A 17,023-nucleotide genomic window follows, 5' to 3' on the forward strand; every position below is an offset into this window, starting at 1 on the left:
TATTTTTGCACCGATTTTTAGACAACTAATTACAATAAAAAAATATGTCACACGACATTCGCATTACAAAAGGTCTAGACATTAAACTTAAGGGTGCAGCTGAAAAAACCTCCGAGAAGGCAATAGTAAGCAACTTTTATACTTTAAGACCTGAAGATTTCCACGGCGTTATACCTAAATTAATTTCTAAAGTTGGCACAAAAGTAAAAGCAGGAGAAGCTGTTTTTTTCGATAAGTCAAACGAAGCTATCAAGTTTGCTTCTCCAGTTTCTGGTGAAGTTTTAGAAATCTCTCGTGGGGAAAAACGTAGAATTTTAGCAATTAAAATTCAAGCAGATAAAGAACAAACCTATCAGGATAATGGTAAGTTTGATATAGATGCTGCAGATTCTGAAGCTATTAAATCGCATTTATTAGCATCGGGTTGCTGGCCGTTTGTAAAACAACGTCCGTACGATGTTATAGCAAACCCAGATAAAGCACCAAAAGCTATATTTATATCGGGGTACGCAAGTGCACCATTAGCTGCCGATTTAGATTTTACTTTGCAAGGAAAAGAATCTGAATTACAAGCTGCTATTTCAGCTTTAGGAAAACTTACCGAAGGTAAAGTACATGTATCTGTTGGCAAAAATGGGAATTCCCCATTAGCAGGCTTAACGGGGGTTACGTTACATAAAGTTTCTGGACCACACCCATCAGGGAACGTAGGGACACAAATAAACAAAATAGACCCGATAAATAAAGGAGAGGTTGTTTGGACCGTTAATCCTCAAGATTTGGTCATTATTGGAGAATTGTTACTAACAGGAAAGTTTAACGCAGAACGTGTTATTGCTTTAGTTGGTTCTTCGGTTGAAAAACCCAGATATTTTGTGACTAAAATAGGAAGTGAAGTAGCTACTATGGTTTATGATAAAGGGGTTGCAAAAGATTCTAATGATCGTATCATATCAGGAAATGTTTTAAGTGGAAAACAAATAAAACCAGATGGGTATTTAGATTATTATAGCAATGTTATATCTATAATTCCAGAAGGTGATGATTATGAGTTTTTTGGATGGAACAAACCTGTTTTTAATAAAATATCTACATCCAGAGCACTTACTTTTTCTTGGTTAAGCCCTAAAAAAGTATACGATTTAAATACCAATACCAATGGAGAACATCGTGCTTTTGTAACAACAGGAACTTACGAAGAGGTATTCCCTTTAGATATTTATCCAATGCAGATATTAAAAGCATGTATGTATAAAGATTTAGACGAGATGGAAGCTTTAGGAATGTACGAGGTAGCTCCTGAAGATTTTGCATTAACAGAATTTGTTTGTGTGTCTAAACAACCACATCAAAAAATAATAAGAGAAGGTTTAGACTTAATGCTTAAAGAAATAGGATAATGGGTTTAAAAGAAAGTTTACATAATTTTAAGGAAAAGAACAAAGACAAGAAGTGGTTACCTGCATTCTCTGCAATCCATACGTTTTTATACTTACCAAATGAGACGACCCATAATGGGACTCATATTAAAGCAGCCGATGATTTAAAGCGTACCATGAATACTGTTATTATGGCTATGGTACCATGTTTAATATTCGGTATGTTTAATGCTGGTTACCAACATAATTTGCAAGTTGGAGATGTACAGGCAGCAGCAGGAAGTTTCTTTAGTTCAGAATTTTGGACTATGGCTAACTTCATGATTGGTTTCTGGAAAATATTACCATTAGTCATTGTTTCTTATGGTGTTGGTTTAGGAATTGAATTCATATTCGCTATTATTAAAGGACACGAAGTAGAAGAAGGATACTTAGTAACAGGAATGTTAGTGCCATTAATTGTACCAGTAGACATTCCACTTTGGATGCTCGCAGTTGCAGTTATATTTGGTGTTGTTATTGGTAAAGAAGTTTTTGGAGGTACAGGAATGAATATTCTTAATCCTGCATTAACGATTCGTGCATTCTTATTCTTTGCATATCCTACATGGATGTCTGGAGATAAGGTTTGGGTTGAAGGCGCTGTAGAAAGAACAAATGAAATTGTAGCTGGAGCAAATCTGGATGCTATTTCTGGTGAAACTATATTAGGAAGTTTGGCACAAGGAAAAGAAGCTGGTTATGAAGTCATGGATATGTTTTTAGGATTCATACCAGGCTCAGTTGGTGAAACATCTACTTTATTAATATTATTAGGAGGATTATTTTTGATTTTCGCTAAAATAGGTAGTTGGAGAATCATGTTGTCTTCTGCGCTTGGTGCTATTGTCATGGGGCTAATCTTTAATCAAGTAGTTGATTCTGGATGGATAACAGAAAGTAGTAAATTCTACGGTTTAATGAGTACGACTTGGTGGCATCATTTACTTATTGGAGGTTTTGCTTTTGGTACGGTATTTATGGCTACAGATCCTGTAACGGCATCTCAAACAAATAAAGGAAAATGGATTTACGGTTTCTTGGTAGGATTTATTTCTATTTTGATTCGTGTATTCAATCCAGCATACCCAGAGGGTGTAATGCTAGCGATTCTATTAATGAATGTGTTTGCACCAACAATTGACCATTATGTGGTTCAAGGTAATGTGAAACAAAGAATGAAACGTTTAAAAGCAAAAACAGCTTAATCATGAGTAAAAAAACGGATTCAAATTTATATACCATACTTTTTGCCATAGCTATGGTAATAGTAGTAGGAGGTTTATTGGCGTTTACGGCATCGGCTTTAAGACCTAGAATTGATAATAACGAACGACTAGAAAAGCAACAAAATATATTGTATGCTATGGGAGTTAATGCAAACGATGAAAGTAGTGCGATATTCGTTTCTACTAAAGAAGCTCCTGAGTTGTTCTCTAAATACATTACTAAGCAATTAGTAATACAAGGAGATAATGTAACAGAAGATCCTGAAGCATATTTAATCGATGTAAAGAAGGAACAAACTAGTGCAAAAGCAGGTAATGAAAGAAGACTACCATTGTTTGTCGGTACTAAAGATGGTAAAACATTTTATATAGCACCTATTAGAGGAAAAGGACTTTGGGATGCTATTTGGGCCTATGTTGCCATGGATTCTAATATGGTTGTTCAAGGTGCTTATTTCGACCATAAAGGAGAAACAGCAGGTCTGGGTGCCAATATTAAGCAACGTTACTTTATGGACGATTTTATAGGTGAAAGCTTAATGAGTAACGGAAGTTTTAAAGGGATTACAGTTGCAAAAGGAAACAACGATCCAAAGAATTTAGAAAAGAACGATAACGAGGTAGACGCTATAGCCGGAGCAACTATTACTGGCGACGGAGTTTCTGCAATGCTTAAATCTGAGCTAAGACAGTATGTACCTTATTTTAAAACATTGAAATAATTATTATGGGACTTTTATCAAAAAAAGACGCAGCATTAATTAAAGATCCATTAGCAGATAATAATCCTATTACTATTCAAGTATTAGGAATATGTTCAGCATTAGCAATTACAGCCGAATTAGAAGCAGCAATTGTAATGTCTGTTTCAGTATTGTTTGTATTAGGAATAGGAAACGTAGTTATTTCTTTAATGAGGAATATCATTCCATCAAAAATTAGAATTATTGTTCAATTAATTGTAGTTGCAGCTTTGGTAATTATTGTTGATCAAGTATTAAAAGCATTTGCATACGAATTAAGTAAAACACTTTCGGTATTTGTTGGTTTAATTATTACCAACTGTATCATCATGGGGCGTTTTGAAGCATTTGCATTAGGAAATGGACCTTGGCGTTCATTCTTAGATGGTATAGGGAACTCTCTAGGATACGGTGTTATTTTAATTATAGTCGCATTTTTTAGAGAATTACTTGGAGCAGGAACTCTATTAGGAATTAAAGTTTTAGGAGATCCTATTGAGAAAACGGGTGTTTATAAATATGGTTATGAGAATAACGGATTTATGTTATTAGCACCAATGGCATTAATTGTAGTCGGTATTATTATTTGGGTACAAAGAACTAGAAACAAAGCATTAATTGAAGACTAAAAATTAGTAAACAGTCGCAGTAGACAGTATTGAATACTGAACACTGGGCGCTGAATACTGAATACTAGAAAAAATGGAACATATAGAATTATTTTTCAAATCAATATTTATAGACAACATGGTATTTGCGACATTCTTAGGAATGTGTTCTTACCTGGCAGTTTCTAAAAAAGTGAGTACAGCAGTTGGTTTAGGAGCAGCAGTTATATTTGTACTAGCAATAACAGTCCCTTTAAACTGGTTGTTAGATCAGTATCTTTTACAACCAGGAGCTTTAAGCTGGTTAGGTGAAGAATATGCATCTTACGATTTAAGTTTCTTGTCATTTATCATGTTTATTGCAACTATTGCAACTATGGTACAGTTAGTAGAAATTGTGGTTGAAAAGTTCTCACCATCATTATATAATTCACTTGGTATTTTTTTACCACTTATTGCTGTAAACTGTGCGATCTTAGGAGGGTCTTTATTTATGCAATCTCGTGAAATAGCAACTTTAGGATTAGCAACAACTTATGGAATTGGTTCAGGTATTGGTTGGTTTTTAGCCATTTTAGCAATTGCTGCTATCCGAGAAAAAATAAGATATTCAAACGTGCCACCAGCTTTAAGAGGCTTAGGAATTACATTTATAATCACTGGTTTAATGGCTATTGGTTTTATGAGTTTTGGAGGTATGCTAACTGGAGGTGATGATGAAGGAAAAAAAGAAGAACAAACAGTGCATGTAAGTTCTGATGAGAATATAAAAGAAGAAAAAGTGTTAGCTAACAACATAAAAGTAAATGAGTAATATGATATTAGCAATTGATTTCGGAGTTATAATTGCAACCGTAATAGCGTTTTTAATAGTTACGTTATTGTTGGTAGCATTATTATTATTTGTAAAGCAAAAATTATCACCATCTGGTCCAGTAAAGATTACCATAAATGGAGAAAGAGAAATTGAAGTCGCTTCAGGAGATAGCTTATTATCTACTTTAGGTGCGCAAAAAATATTCTTACCATCAGCATGTGGTGGTGGTGGTACTTGTATTCAATGTGAATGTCATGTTTTAGAAGGAGGAGGAGAAGCACTTCCAACAGAAACACCTCACTTTAGTAGAAAAGAATTAAAAGAAGGAGCTCGTTTATCATGTCAAGTTAAAGTAAAACAAGACATGAATATTACCATTCCAGAAGAGGTTTTTGGTATTAAAAAGTGGGAAGCAACAGTAGTACGTAATTATAACGTAGCCTCTTTTATTAAAGAGTTTGTTGTTGAGATTCCTGAAGATATGGGATATAAAGCAGGCGGGTATATTCAAATTGAAATTCCACCTTGTGAAGTTAAATATTCAGATATGGATATTACAGCACACCCTGAGGAACATGAAACACCAGATAAGTTTCAAGCAGAGTGGGATAAATTTGGTTTATGGCCTTTAGTGATGAAGAATACAGAAACTATTGAAAGAGCATACTCTATGGCTTCTTTCCCTGCAGAAGGGCGTGAAATTATGTTAAACGTTCGTGTAGCTTGTCCACCATGGGATAGAGCTAAAAATGGATGGATGGATGTTAACCCAGGTATTGCATCTTCTTATATTTTTAACCAAAAACCAGGAGATAAAGTAATCATTTCAGGACCTTATGGCGAATTCTTTATAAATGAATCTGAATCTGAAATGTTATATGTAGGTGGAGGTGCAGGTATGGCACCAATGCGTTCACACTTATACCATCTGTTTAAAACATTAAGAACAGGAAGAAAAGTGACTTATTGGTATGGAGGACGATCTAAACGCGAATTGTTCTATTTAGAGCATTTCTATGAGTTAGAAAAGGAATTTCCTAACTTCAAATTCTACTTAGCCTTATCTGAGCCATTAGAAGAAGATAATTGGAAAGTAAAAGAGAATATTGATGCACCTGGTGATGGTTTTGTTGGATTTATTCATAACTGTGTTATTGATAATTATTTAAGCAAACATGAAGCACCTGAAGATATTGAATTATATTTCTGTGGACCCCCATTAATGAATAAGGCGGTTCAAAAAATGGGAGAAGATTTCGGTATCCCTGATGAACATATAAGATTCGATGACTTTGGAGGATAAACCAATGTCATACTAGTAGTGAAACACACCTCTCTGTCATAACAGATAGAGAATCCAGAATAAAATAAAACCCAACGTAATGTTGGGTTTTTTGTTTAAATATGTTAGCAGGAATTCTTTAATTAGTAAACACTAACTTATATTTTGGTTTATCATTTTCAAATTCAAACAGTTTTGTGTAATCCATAACGTTAGAAATATTATCCAGATAGCACAAAAATTTCACGACCTCATTTAGTCCATTAAATAAAACATCTTTATCGGTTGGATTCTTGGGCTTTTCGTTTTTGTAGTGGAGAGGTAATTTATAGTTACAGGCATTTAGAAAAACACGCTCAATTTTTAATAGTTCTAGTGGCGTATATCCATTAAATTTTCTACCTAAGGCTTGATGCACCTTACCAATATAATTCAATTCTAACGCACCATGTGAGTCCGAAAGATATTTCCAATTATCAGTATTATCTAAAATATTTCCAACGGCACATTGCTTACAGCATTCGGGGTTTAATTTATTATGGTGAAATGCAGTATATAACTTTTTTAAAGCTTGTTCTAAGCGTTTTGAAGTATTCATAAGCAGTATTTTTAGTTAAATTACTAAAAATATAAATTTAGACCGTCAAATAGCCTTAAATTTTTATTGATAAAATAAGAGATAATATTAATTGGCAGTAATTTGGAATAGTTTTTTTGCCTAAAAAAATAAACGGTTTTAGGACAGTTAAAAAGATGAGAAAGAATGAATTAAACGTAAAAAAGCTTTACCTATTGGTAAAGCTTTTTTTATTATTGAAGTCTGACTTTATCTTTATATAAAGAAAATCAAGACTATTTTAATGATCTTCGTCTAATTCAGACTTGTTATAAACCCAACTAGGTAATGATGAATTATCAAAATTAGGTTTCTTCAAAGTGTTTACATTTTCAAAACAAGAAGCATATACTAATGTCTTAACATTTAAAATGTCATACACCTGATCTTGTTGGTCTTTAGTGAAAGTTCCAAATACTAAATCTGGATCAACTGATTTGTACACACCATTTTCTAACATAAATGCAAACATCATTTTTACGCTACTTTCGTAAAAATCTGTGTTTTTATCATAGTCTTCTGCATTATCAATATAACTTTTTCCAGCTACTAAAAGATATTCGTTACCAGATTTTTTGTTTTTTACGCTAACAGTACCTCTAAATAACAAGTGGTAGTTTTCATGATAAATGTCTTGCTTCCCTTTTACATTTGACTTGTTTCTTTCATAGAAATCTTCAAAATAAGGAGAACCTAAGCTTTTTATTTGGTTAGAATGAATATGCTTAATATAATCTCCTTTTGTTTCAAAAAACGAAGGTAAATTATCGGCACAATATCCAGGATACCATGCAGGTACATACTCATCATGTAATAATTCATGGCTTCCTTTTTTAAAGATTACAGGACGCTCATATACTCTTGGATTATAAAACTTATAATTTCCAATTGCGAACAGCTCACACTTATTAACTATAGTATCTTCCTGTACATTTGTTTTACAAGAAACCACCAAGCAAAAAAGCATTAAAATTTTTAGTAAGGTTTTATTCATAACTTAAAAGTATTATTGTAAACTTAAAACATTAGGCGATTTCAAGCTTACCTGGTTAAATTTTTTAAGAACAAATTTACATTTGCTCTAATTTGGGTTCGTTAGTGTGTCATTATTTTTAAATTAAAGACTAGTATAACTAGCTATGATTCATTTTGTTAATAACGCCTCAAATATAAAATTTTTTTTGAACAAAATAGATTAAAAGCAAAAAAAATCGATAAAATGTATTTTGTGATTATGGATATCATTGATTTATTGAGGTTTACATACAAAAAAAACTGTCTGTAATACCCTGTAAAGCCTTGTAATCCGTGCTATTTACGACAGTTTTAACACATGTTAATGTTTCTTTTTCGTACAACATGGTCTTTAGCTCTGTTTTTTTGATAAAAATTAAAGATATTTCATGATTGTCTTGCTCTTTTTGAAGTATTTTTTCTACATAAAAATCTAGAAAGATTGAATATGAAAGATTTAAAATTGAAAATTCGATAATTAAAGATATCCTTTTCGGTTATTTAATTGCGACATTAATTTTAAAAAGAAGTAATAATCTTGTTTCAAATAACACATTTGGTAGCTCAAAATTTGTGCAATTTAAATAGCGTTAACTATTTTTGTATTATGAGTAAACCTCTTACGGAACAAGAATTGCATAACTTAGCCATGAACTATGTTGGAAAAGATCTGGAACAGCGTGGTTTCGAATTTATAGCTGTAAATAGTAAACTTAAAAAACATCCGCAGTTTGTTTGTATAGATAAAAACAAACAATATTATTTTGTAATTGTAAGAGCAGTCATATTACCTGATAACCCTAATAATTATGATGTTGTTTGGATGGAGTCATTTAAAAAGCATGCCAGAGAAAAAGATGCAAAAGTTTTATATGCTGGTGTTGGATTAGGTAATGTAGACAATAAAAAAGGCCCCATTTTTTTAGATAAAGAATATTTGTTAGAATATAATGGTATACAAGTTTTAGAAACAAATTTGAACTGAAAAAGGGAATGCTGAAAAAAAGAATGAACACCACCTATTATTTCAAACTAATAAGCAGAAAGAAATTATATAACTATTTTTCAATTATAGTTTCAATATTCTTTGTATTCATACTTGTTTCTTGTAAAGAAGTTAAAAATACAACTGTCACAAATTTTAAAAATACCAAATTATCTGGGACTGTTTTTGGTACTTTTTATGAGATAACGTATGATTCTGAAATAAGTTTTCAAAAGGAATTTGATAGCCTGTTTTATGTTATTAATAAATCATTGTCTACCTATCAAGCTAATTCAGATATTTCAAGAATTAACAGAAACGAATCAGTTACAATTGATGAGCACTTTGAAAACGTGTTTCAAGCTTCAAAAGAAATATATAATGAAACGCATGGTGCTTTCGATCCTACCATTGGTGCTGTTGTAAATGCTTGGGACTTTGGGCCGGAAGGTAAAATTGTAAATTTAGATAGTTTAAAAATTGACAGTTTGATGCTAACAGTTGGTTTTAATAAAGTTCTTAGAACCCAAAATACTATAGCTAAACCAAAAGGGACATTTTTAGATTTTAATGCGATAGCAAAGGGGTATGCCGTAGATGTTATTGCAAAATTCTTAGATAATAAAAGCATTCAGAATTACATCGTTAATATAGGAGGTGAGCTAAATGCTAAAGGGATTAATATTGAAAAAAACACAGATTGGATGGTTGGTGTTGAAAAGCCTAATTTTGATGGTACGCAATCCCTTTCCAGAATACTCGCTTTATCTAACGAAGCTATGGCGACTTCGGGGACTTACAGGAAATTTAAAATAGATAAAAACGGAAATCGATTTTCGCATATTATTGATACTAAAACTGGATATCCAAGTAAAACTAATTTGCTTAGTATTTCGGTAGTTGCTAAAGATTGCATGACTGCTGATGCTTATGCTACAGCTTTTAAAACGATGGGGATTGAAAAAGTGAAAATGTTTTTAAAATCGCACCCAGAATTAAAGGTGTTTTTAATTTTTGAAAATAATAAAAAAGAATTTGAAACATTATCTTTAAATGGGTTTCCTGAAAATGAAAACTAAGGCTTGTAAGCTATAGGGATAATTTCTCCTGACGCTAAACAATACTTTTGTACTGCCTCTTTTGTTAAATTAGCCGTATAATCAACTTCTTCAACATTAAAACCTACACTGCGAAGTGTATCAAAATAATCACGACCATATACACGTACATGGTCATATTGCCCAAAGATTTTTGCACGCTCTTTCTTGTCAGTTATAGTATCGTCCTCAAAAGTCTTTTCTCGCGTTAAGTCTTGAGGGATTTGAAAGATACCCATGCCACCAACCTTTAAAACCCGATAGAGCTCTTGCATGGCTTTTTTGTCATCTGGAATATGTTCTAATACATGATTGCAAAGAATAATATCATAACTATTGTCTTCAAAAGGTAAATTACAGATATCAGCTTTAACATCTGCCAATGGCGAAAGCAAATCTGTAGTGGTATAATCTAAATTTTTAAGTTTTCTAAAGCGTTTATAAAAAGCTTGTTCCGGCGCAAAATGCAATACTTTTAATACCGAACTTGTTTCGGGATCTCTTAAAATAACTTTTTTTGATTCCTTTTTTGAAGAACCTGAAACGAGTTCAGGTTGAAAGAAGTCCGTTTCATTTTTTAAATATAACCATAGCAGCCTATGGCGTTCTAAAGAAAGTGTGGAAGGGGAGAGAACATTGTTTCGTTGTTTACCATAACCATAAGGTAAAAAGCTTTTGAAACTTCTGCCGTCAATAGGGTCTGTATATGTATCTCCTTTTAAAAAAAATGCTAAAACAGGACGAATGACATAACTTAACCTAATGAGTAAAGGTCTGGGAATAAAATTTAATATGAATTTGAAGAGTTTTTTCAAGTTATTTCGCTGAGTTACACAGAGACTCACAGAGATTCACTGAGGTGTGTTTATAAATCGTTTAATTCCATCTTTTAAAAGTTTGGTATGGAAATTTATTAATAATCCTAATGGATAATTCCCTAATTTCATATAAGTCAATATCTGTGCAGAATGAACATCAGTAAAAGTTTCAACGGTTTTAAGTTCGATAACAATTTTATTTTCGACTAATAGATCAATTCTATAACCATGATCTAGTTTTATATCTTTATATACTATAGGAAGAGCAATTTCCTTAGTAACGTTAAGATTTAAACGTTTTAACTCGAAAAGTAAACATTCTTGATATGCAGATTCTAATAATCCAGGACCCAGAGTTCGATGCACTTCAATGGCAGCACCAATAATTTTTTCAGTTAGATTTTTATTCATTAATTTTTCTCTGCGTATCTCTGTGACTCTCTGTGTAACTCTGTGAAACAGTTTATAAGACTAAAGCCTTCTGACGAAATTCATCTTCCTCATCACTTTCAATACCTAAAGCTTCATGCACATAAGCAAAAGTTGACAGTATTTCGGGCTTTCCATTTACAAGTGCCACGTCATGTTCAAAATGGACACTAGGTTTTCCGTCTTGTGTAACAATAGTCCAACCATCCTTTAATTGTCTTACTTTATGAGTACCTCCATTTATCATGGGTTCTATCGCAACGACCATACCCTCAACAAATTTTTTGCCACGACCACGTCGACCATAATTTGGCATTTCCGGATCTTCATGCATCTTTTTACCCAGTCCATGGCCAACTAATTCCCGAACGACTCCGTAACCTTGATCTTCACAATGTTTTTGTATAGCATATCCAACGTCACCCACGCGATTATTAGCTTTAAACTCCCTAATACCAACATAAAGAGATTCTTTAGTTACCTGTATAAGTTTTTTAGTTTCAGGATCTACATCACCAATTTCAAAAGTATAGGCATGGTCTCCGTAAAAATCGTTCATTAGCGCACCACAATCAATAGAAACAATATCACCATTTTTTAAAGGTGTTTGTGTTGGTAAACCGTGAACGACTGCATCGTTTACACTACAGAGTAAAGTTGATGGACAGTCATATAACCCTAAAAAACCCGGTAATGCACCTTGATCTCTTATAAATTCTTCAGCAAGCTTATCAAGTTGCATTGTGGTAACACCTTCTTTGACTTCTTTAGCAAGCATCCCAAGTGTTTTAGATACTATTAATGCGCTTTTTCGCATTAACTCAATTTCTTCTTTTGTTTTTACTACAATCATGCTTAAAAAATAATGGCAAAGATACTTAAAATTAAGTATTAATATTTTTACAGTTATATGACTTTTGGCATTTTTTAAGATGCTGTAAATGAATACATTTATTGTATTAAATTAAAAGAAATGTATAAAATTGTTAGTGCAGAAGATGCTGTTAAAGTAATTAAAAGTAATGACAGGGTTTATATTCAGGCAGCTGCAGCAGCTCCACAGTTGTTAATGAATGCTATGACTGAACGCCATGGGGAATTAAAAAATGTTGAAGTGTGTCACTTACATGTCGAAGGAGAAACAGGTTATGCTAACCCAGAACTTAGAGATAGTTTTCATGTAAATTCATTTTTTATTGGAAATAATGTGCGCCATACATTAACAGAAGGCAATGGTTCTTATACACCTGTTTTTTTGAGTGAGTTGCCATTATTGTTTAAAAGAAATATTTTGCCATTAGATGTTGCATTAATCCATGTGTCTGTTCCAGATAAACATGGGTATTGTTCGTTAGGTGTTTCGGTTGAAGCTACTTTGGCGGCTATAGATAATGCAAAAATTGTAATAGCACAGGTAAACCAACTAATGCCAAGAACCCATGGAGATGGTATTATTCATATTACAGAGATAGATTTATTTGTTGAATGCAATGAGCCTATACCTGTCCATATTTTTGGGGAGCCATCAATTATTGAAAATAAAATAGGAGATTATGTTGCGAGTTTGATTGAAGATAAAAGCACCTTGCAAATGGGAATTGGATCTATTCCTAATGCAGTATTATCACGTTTAACGAATCATAAAGACTTGGGTTTACATACCGAAATGTTCTCTGATGGTGTTATTGATTTAATTTTAAAAGATGTCATAAACGGAAACTTTAAAGGTGTTAATCCAGGTCGTGCATTAGCAACATTTTTAATAGGGTCTAAAAGATTGTATGATTACGTTGATGATAATCCGTTTGTTGAAATGCGCGCTTCAGACTATGTAAATGATGTGTCTATTATTAAACAAAACCCCAGAATGGTTGCTATTAATTCTGCTATTGAAATAGATGTGACCGGTCAGGTTTGTGCAGATTCTATTGGCGCTAAAATGTATTCGGGAGTAGGTGGGCAAATGGATTATATTAGAGGGGCATCTTTAAGTAATGGAGGGAAAGCGATTATTGCATTGCCATCAATTACAAAAAAAGGAATTAGTAGGATCGTACCATCTTTAAAACCGGGGGCAGGAGTTGTTACTACCAGAGCACATGTACATCATGTAGTTACCGAATATGGAATAGCTAACTTATATGGAAAAACCATTAAAGAAAGGGTTAAAGCGTTAGTGAATATTGCACACCCAAATCATAGAGAATCTATTGATAAAGCTTATTATCAACTTATATAAACAGATTTATTTTAGAAAACTAAAGAAACCTTTCTTTTTTGAAATTTCTGGAGGAGCAGTGTTTGTGAGTATTTGATATATTTCACCCCAGCCTAAAAAACCACCAATATTTCTATCGTCAATAAATATATCGGCGTTAATTTTTCTACTTACATCTTTAGTATATTCCTCTTCGGGGAAGCTATTATTTACAGCATAAAAAATAATCCCTTTATCCTCACAGAATTTAACAGCTTCATTTAGTCTTTTACCACTTCTATAAGTCCACAAAATAAGCCGATGCCCATCGTCTTGTAACTTTTTTAAAGTTTCAAAAGCAAACAACATGGGCTTTCCTATTTTTGGATATGCGTCCTCAACAACAGTGCCATCAAAATCTATTGCAATAATAAGTTTATTGTTAAAATTCATTTAAGTTAAAAACTTGGGTTTATAACAAAAGTAAACAATTTATTTTTTGCTTATTTAAACCAAGGCATGCTGTGTCATAGATTCTGGTTGTTCAACACCCATTAACTTTAAAATGGTAGGCGCCATATCACCTAAAATACCATCTTTAATGCTTTTTAATTCGGTATCGATTAAAATTACAGGAACAGGGTTTGTTGTATGTGCTGTATTTGGTGAACCGTCTGGATTTATCATGGTTTCACAATTTCCATGATCGGCTATAAGTAGTGTCGTGTAGCCATTTTCTAAAGCTGTAGTAAGAACGTCTTCTACACATTTATCTACCGCTTCACAAGCTTTTATGGCAGCTTCCATAACACCTGTATGACCTACCATATCGCCGTTTGCAAAATTTAAACAGACAAAATCAACATCACCTTTTTGTAGCTCAGGAATTAATGCATCTCGTAATTCGTAAGCGCTCATTTCGGGCTTTAAATCGTATGTAGCTACTTTTGGCGAGTTTCTTAGAATACGTGTTTCTCCATTAAAAGGGGTTTCACGCCCACCAGAGAAAAAGAATGTAACGTGCGGATATTTTTCTGTTTCAGCAATACGGATTTGTTTTTTATCATGCTTTTCTAAAACCTCACCCAATGTTTCCGTTAAATTATCTTTATTGAATATAACATTTACATTTTTATAAGTTTCATCGTAATTTGTAAGTGTTACATAATACAAATTTAATTTGTGCATGTTTTGCTCATGGAAATCAGTTTGCGATAAAGCTTCAGTTAATTCCCTACCACGATCTGTTCTAAAATTAAAAAAGATAACAACATCATCTTCTTTTATAGTTGCTTGAGGATTACCAGATTCATCAACCATAATAATAGGTTTGATAAATTCATCAGTAATATCATTTTTATAACTTTTTTGAATAGTTTCAGTGACATTAGTAGAGGTTTCACCAATGCCATTTACCATAGCATCATAAGCCAATTTAACACGTTCCCAACGTTTATCTCTATCCATGGCGTAGTAACGACCAGTAACCGTAGCTAATTTGCCATTTGTTTTTTCTAAATGATCTTCTAATTCGGTAAGAAAGCCATAACCCGATTTAGGGTCTACATCACGACCGTCTGTAAATGCATGAACAAAAGTTTTGGTTAATCCAAAATCGTTAGCAGCATCTAATAATCCTAACAAATGATTAATATGAGAGTGTACACCACCATCACTTAACAATCCTAAAAAATGAACATTTTTATTATTAGTTTTAGCATAGTTAAATGCATCTACCAGTACTTTTTCGTTATTTAATGTTTTGTTTTTTACAGCTAAATTAACTTTTACTAAATCTTGGTATACGATACGTCCTGCACCAAGATTCATATGCCCAACTTCGCTATTTCCCATTTGACCTTCAGGTAACCCAACATGTAATCCGTCGGTTCTTAGCGTGGCGAATGGATATTTTTTATAAAGAGTGTCTATATAAGGCGTGTTTGCATGATCGATAGCAGAAACTTTAGGATCTGGTGAATTACCCCAACCGTCAAGTATCATTAAGATAACTTTTTTATTCATTTTTTGTTAAAATTTATATAAAACAAAGATAAAGAAGTTGTACAAAATAATACGGAAATAGCATTCTAAATACGAGGTTTTTTGGGGTTTTTTCGAGGTTTTGAAAAAAAGAATCGTTCAGTTAATTATTTGTGAAAAAAAAGTTAAAAATGTGTTATTTATTATTTTTTGTGTAACAGATTGAAATTAATGTCGTCTCTTTAGTATATCAAAAAACAACTATAAAAATCAAATTAAAACTTTCATCATGAAAAAATCAATCATTATCACAGCCATTGCATTATGTTTCTCTATTGTAACTGTTAATGCCAAACCTATTACAAAAAACATTAATAATACAAATGCAGAGTTTGTATTTAAAGTAAACTCATTTTGCGTTTCAATTGCTAAAGGCGATTTAGAAACTGTAAAAAAACTTATTAATAGAGGTGCAGATGTAAATGAAATGTCTAATGGAATGACCCCTGTAATGTACGCTGCTAAATTTAACAGAGTAGACATTTTAAAACTTTTAATAGCTAAAGGCGCTAATTTAAAAGCAAGATCTGCTAAAAAAATGACAGCATTAAAATATGCAGAATTACATGGCGCAAAAGAAGCAGCCGCGATTATAAAAAAAGCTATAGTCGAAGCCAAATCAAAAAAGAGAAAATAATTATAAAATAAATAATTATTTTGAGTTAGTCACTCGTAAAAGCCTCGAATTTCGAGGCTTTTTTATTTTATTGGTTTTTGTACTTTTCTATAGCTTCTTGAATTTTTTCAATCCTATTATCTGGATCTGGATGCGTGCTTTGAAATTCTGGAACTCGATTTGGGCCGGCTGCAGCCTTTAAAATTTTCATAACACCAATCATTTCTTCGGGGTTATAACCGGCATTGAGCATAAAAAGAACACCAAGGTCATCGCTTTCCAACTCATCATCTCTTCCATTAGTCAGTAGAGTATTTTGACCAATACTATTTACAAGACCACCCATATCTGCACCAACAGAACCGGCAGTGGCTAATCCTTGCCAATATTCACTTTCTGCAATTCTCTCAGCACTATGACGACCTAGAACATGCCCGATTTCGTGACCCAAAACTCCGGCTAATTGGTCTTCGTTTTCTAATTTAGCAAATAAAGCATGGGTTATAAATATTTGCCCTCCAGGTAATGCAAATGCATTTATAGTGTTAGGATCTGCCAGTAAATGAAATTCGTATTGATAAGGTGTGCCTTTAGCAATGCTATTGTTTACTAGTTTATTGCCAACATTATCAACTAAAGCTTGATATTGATTGTTTGGATGTAGCCCTCCGTGTTGTTGTGTCATTTGAGGAGCACTTTGTAAACCTATGGCAATTTCTTTATCTGGTGTCATAGATATGGTTTGTGTCCTACCGGTATAAGGGTTTACTTCTTGTTGGCTGCACCTTTTGAAAACAAAAAATAATGCAATGGCTGCACCTATTAATAATCTGACTTTTAGATTTTTTCCTCTCATTTTTTTAGTTTAATAGAAAAGAATTTTTTTGAGATTCAACTTTATTATAGATCTATGGGCAGATAAAATTTTCATTGAAATTCTTTATTGCAATTAAAAATATAAAAATTTTCTATACTAAATTGACTCGTTTAAAATTAATATGCAGCTAAATAAAATCAATTATGTATTTAGACACTATATTTTATTAAAAGTCACTAGAACAGTTATTAAAATAGAATTAATTTTAAGCACTCATTTTATAAAATATATATT

General features: G+C 32.6%; 18 protein-coding genes. 10 read left to right on the forward strand and 8 right to left on the reverse strand.

Going from position 1 to position 17,023, the window contains the following annotated elements; all coding sequences use genetic code 11:
- Nucleotides 1-44: 44 nt before the first annotated feature.
- The 6 genes from Q4Q35_RS17545 (at nt 45) to nqrF (ending at nt 6,118) form a co-directional block, all read left to right on the forward strand.
- Nucleotides 45-1,400, forward strand: a complete 1,356-nt coding sequence (locus Q4Q35_RS17545; RefSeq protein WP_303279324.1) for a Na(+)-translocating NADH-quinone reductase subunit A — start codon at nt 45-47, stop codon at nt 1,398-1,400.
- Nucleotides 1,400-2,626 carry an NADH:ubiquinone reductase (Na(+)-transporting) subunit B gene (locus Q4Q35_RS17550; protein ID WP_303279325.1) on the forward strand — a complete coding sequence of 409 codons (1,227 nt, stop codon included), beginning with the start codon at nt 1,400-1,402 and terminating at the stop codon, nt 2,624-2,626. Before Q4Q35_RS17545 ends, Q4Q35_RS17550 begins: the two co-directional genes overlap by 1 nt.
- A 2-nt stretch (nt 2,627-2,628) precedes the next feature.
- Nucleotides 2,629-3,369 carry a Na(+)-translocating NADH-quinone reductase subunit C gene (locus Q4Q35_RS17555; protein WP_303279326.1) on the forward strand — a complete coding sequence of 247 codons (741 nt, stop codon included), beginning with the start codon at nt 2,629-2,631 and terminating at the stop codon, nt 3,367-3,369.
- Between the two features lie 5 nt (nt 3,370-3,374).
- Entirely contained in the window at nt 3,375-4,019 is a 645-nt protein-coding gene (locus Q4Q35_RS17560; protein ID WP_303279327.1) for an NADH:ubiquinone reductase (Na(+)-transporting) subunit D, read from the forward strand.
- Nucleotides 4,020-4,092: 73 nt separating this feature from the next.
- On the forward strand, nt 4,093-4,812 hold the full coding sequence (gene nqrE, locus Q4Q35_RS17565) for an NADH:ubiquinone reductase (Na(+)-transporting) subunit E (RefSeq protein ID WP_303279328.1): 720 nt from the start codon (nt 4,093-4,095) through the stop codon (nt 4,810-4,812).
- A gap of 1 nt (nt 4,813) precedes the next feature.
- Nucleotides 4,814-6,118, forward strand: a complete 1,305-nt coding sequence (gene nqrF, locus Q4Q35_RS17570) for an NADH:ubiquinone reductase (Na(+)-transporting) subunit F (protein ID WP_303279416.1) — start codon at nt 4,814-4,816, stop codon at nt 6,116-6,118.
- A 118-nt stretch (nt 6,119-6,236) separates the two neighbouring features.
- Here nqrF and Q4Q35_RS17575 read toward each other — a convergent pair whose 3' ends face one another.
- Both Q4Q35_RS17575 and Q4Q35_RS17580 read right to left on the reverse strand, forming a co-directional pair.
- On the reverse strand, nt 6,237-6,695 hold the full coding sequence (locus Q4Q35_RS17575; protein WP_303279329.1) for a Na(+)-translocating NADH-quinone reductase subunit F: 459 nt from the start codon (nt 6,693-6,695) through the stop codon (nt 6,237-6,239).
- A 259-nt stretch (nt 6,696-6,954) separates the two neighbouring features.
- Nucleotides 6,955-7,707, reverse strand: coding sequence for a hypothetical protein (locus Q4Q35_RS17580; protein WP_303279330.1), 753 nt, complete (start codon nt 7,705-7,707; stop codon nt 6,955-6,957).
- 627 nt (nt 7,708-8,334) lie between these two features.
- On the opposite strand from Q4Q35_RS17580, the gene Q4Q35_RS17585 reads away from it, so the two are divergent.
- Together Q4Q35_RS17585 and Q4Q35_RS17590 are read left to right on the forward strand one after the other, a co-directional pair.
- On the forward strand, nt 8,335-8,712 hold the full coding sequence (locus Q4Q35_RS17585; RefSeq protein WP_303279331.1) for a DUF8840 domain-containing protein: 378 nt from the start codon (nt 8,335-8,337) through the stop codon (nt 8,710-8,712).
- A gap of 8 nt (nt 8,713-8,720) precedes the next feature.
- Nucleotides 8,721-9,791, forward strand: coding sequence for an FAD:protein FMN transferase (locus Q4Q35_RS17590; protein ID WP_303279332.1), 1,071 nt, complete (start codon nt 8,721-8,723; stop codon nt 9,789-9,791).
- On the opposite strand, the gene Q4Q35_RS17595 is transcribed toward Q4Q35_RS17590, so the two are convergent.
- Genes Q4Q35_RS17595 through map form a run of 3 tightly spaced genes read right to left on the reverse strand, consistent with a single transcriptional unit; the run spans nt 9,788 to nt 11,909 of the window.
- Nucleotides 9,788-10,624 carry a class I SAM-dependent methyltransferase gene (locus Q4Q35_RS17595; RefSeq protein WP_303279333.1) on the reverse strand — a complete coding sequence of 279 codons (837 nt, stop codon included), beginning with the start codon at nt 10,622-10,624 and terminating at the stop codon, nt 9,788-9,790. The genes Q4Q35_RS17590 and Q4Q35_RS17595 overlap by 4 nt on opposite strands.
- Before the next feature lie 36 nt (nt 10,625-10,660).
- The gene (locus tag Q4Q35_RS17600) at nt 10,661-11,038 is read right to left on the reverse strand and encodes a GxxExxY protein (RefSeq protein ID WP_303279334.1); all 378 of its coding nucleotides are present in this window, start codon (nt 11,036-11,038) and stop codon (nt 10,661-10,663) included.
- Between the two features lie 52 nt (nt 11,039-11,090).
- Nucleotides 11,091-11,909, reverse strand: a complete 819-nt coding sequence (gene map, locus Q4Q35_RS17605) for a type I methionyl aminopeptidase (protein ID WP_303279335.1) — start codon at nt 11,907-11,909, stop codon at nt 11,091-11,093.
- A 120-nt stretch (nt 11,910-12,029) separates the two neighbouring features.
- Here map and Q4Q35_RS17610 point away from each other — a divergent pair, with 120 nt between their 5' ends.
- Nucleotides 12,030-13,295, forward strand: coding sequence for an acetyl-CoA hydrolase/transferase family protein (locus Q4Q35_RS17610; RefSeq protein ID WP_303279336.1), 1,266 nt, complete (start codon nt 12,030-12,032; stop codon nt 13,293-13,295).
- A 6-nt stretch (nt 13,296-13,301) separates the two neighbouring features.
- On the opposite strand, the gene Q4Q35_RS17615 is transcribed toward Q4Q35_RS17610, so the two are convergent.
- Together Q4Q35_RS17615 and gpmI are read right to left on the reverse strand one after the other, a co-directional pair.
- The gene (locus tag Q4Q35_RS17615) at nt 13,302-13,706 is read right to left on the reverse strand and encodes a BT0820 family HAD-type phosphatase (protein WP_303279337.1); all 405 of its coding nucleotides are present in this window, start codon (nt 13,704-13,706) and stop codon (nt 13,302-13,304) included.
- A gap of 54 nt (nt 13,707-13,760) precedes the next feature.
- Entirely contained in the window at nt 13,761-15,278 is a 1,518-nt protein-coding gene (gpmI, locus tag Q4Q35_RS17620; protein ID WP_303279338.1) for a 2,3-bisphosphoglycerate-independent phosphoglycerate mutase, read from the reverse strand.
- 247 nt (nt 15,279-15,525) lie between these two features.
- Here gpmI and Q4Q35_RS17625 point away from each other — a divergent pair, with 247 nt between their 5' ends.
- Nucleotides 15,526-15,933, forward strand: a complete 408-nt coding sequence (locus Q4Q35_RS17625) for an ankyrin repeat domain-containing protein (RefSeq protein ID WP_303279339.1) — start codon at nt 15,526-15,528, stop codon at nt 15,931-15,933.
- A gap of 67 nt (nt 15,934-16,000) precedes the next feature.
- Here the strand turns inward: Q4Q35_RS17625 and Q4Q35_RS17630 are convergent, their stop codons facing one another.
- Nucleotides 16,001-16,768, reverse strand: coding sequence for a M48 family metalloprotease (locus Q4Q35_RS17630; RefSeq protein ID WP_303279340.1), 768 nt, complete (start codon nt 16,766-16,768; stop codon nt 16,001-16,003).
- Nucleotides 16,769-17,023 lie beyond the last annotated feature (255 nt).

Origin of the sequence: Flavivirga aquimarina (assembly GCF_030540835.1) — a bacterium.
Taxonomy (GTDB): Bacteria; Bacteroidota; Bacteroidia; order Flavobacteriales; family Flavobacteriaceae; genus Flavivirga; species Flavivirga aquimarina.

Excerpts from the sequence above, each read along its gene's own strand:
- Q4Q35_RS17545 (WP_303279324.1), top strand. The coding sequence starts at position 45 with ATGTCACACGACATTCGCATTACAAAAGGTCTAGACATTAAACTTAAG.
- Q4Q35_RS17550 (WP_303279325.1), top strand. The coding sequence starts at position 1,400 with ATGGGTTTAAAAGAAAGTTTACATAATTTTAAGGAAAAGAACAAAGAC.
- Q4Q35_RS17555 (WP_303279326.1), top strand. The coding sequence starts at position 2,629 with ATGAGTAAAAAAACGGATTCAAATTTATATACCATACTTTTTGCCATA.
- Q4Q35_RS17560 (WP_303279327.1), top strand. The coding sequence starts at position 3,375 with ATGGGACTTTTATCAAAAAAAGACGCAGCATTAATTAAAGATCCATTA.
- nqrE (WP_303279328.1), top strand. The coding sequence starts at position 4,093 with ATGGAACATATAGAATTATTTTTCAAATCAATATTTATAGACAACATG.
- nqrF (WP_303279416.1), top strand. The coding sequence starts at position 4,814 with ATGATATTAGCAATTGATTTCGGAGTTATAATTGCAACCGTAATAGCG.
- Q4Q35_RS17575 (WP_303279329.1), bottom strand. The coding sequence starts at position 6,695 with ATGAATACTTCAAAACGCTTAGAACAAGCTTTAAAAAAGTTATATACT.
- Q4Q35_RS17580 (WP_303279330.1), bottom strand. The coding sequence starts at position 7,707 with ATGAATAAAACCTTACTAAAAATTTTAATGCTTTTTTGCTTGGTGGTT.
- Q4Q35_RS17585 (WP_303279331.1), top strand. The coding sequence starts at position 8,335 with ATGAGTAAACCTCTTACGGAACAAGAATTGCATAACTTAGCCATGAAC.
- Q4Q35_RS17590 (WP_303279332.1), top strand. The coding sequence starts at position 8,721 with ATGCTGAAAAAAAGAATGAACACCACCTATTATTTCAAACTAATAAGC.
- Q4Q35_RS17600 (WP_303279334.1), bottom strand. The coding sequence starts at position 11,038 with ATGAATAAAAATCTAACTGAAAAAATTATTGGTGCTGCCATTGAAGTG.
- map (WP_303279335.1), bottom strand. The coding sequence starts at position 11,909 with ATGATTGTAGTAAAAACAAAAGAAGAAATTGAGTTAATGCGAAAAAGC.
- Q4Q35_RS17610 (WP_303279336.1), top strand. The coding sequence starts at position 12,030 with ATGTATAAAATTGTTAGTGCAGAAGATGCTGTTAAAGTAATTAAAAGT.
- Q4Q35_RS17615 (WP_303279337.1), bottom strand. The coding sequence starts at position 13,706 with ATGAATTTTAACAATAAACTTATTATTGCAATAGATTTTGATGGCACT.
- gpmI (WP_303279338.1), bottom strand. The coding sequence starts at position 15,278 with ATGAATAAAAAAGTTATCTTAATGATACTTGACGGTTGGGGTAATTCA.
- Q4Q35_RS17625 (WP_303279339.1), top strand. The coding sequence starts at position 15,526 with ATGAAAAAATCAATCATTATCACAGCCATTGCATTATGTTTCTCTATT.
- Q4Q35_RS17630 (WP_303279340.1), bottom strand. The coding sequence starts at position 16,768 with ATGAGAGGAAAAAATCTAAAAGTCAGATTATTAATAGGTGCAGCCATT.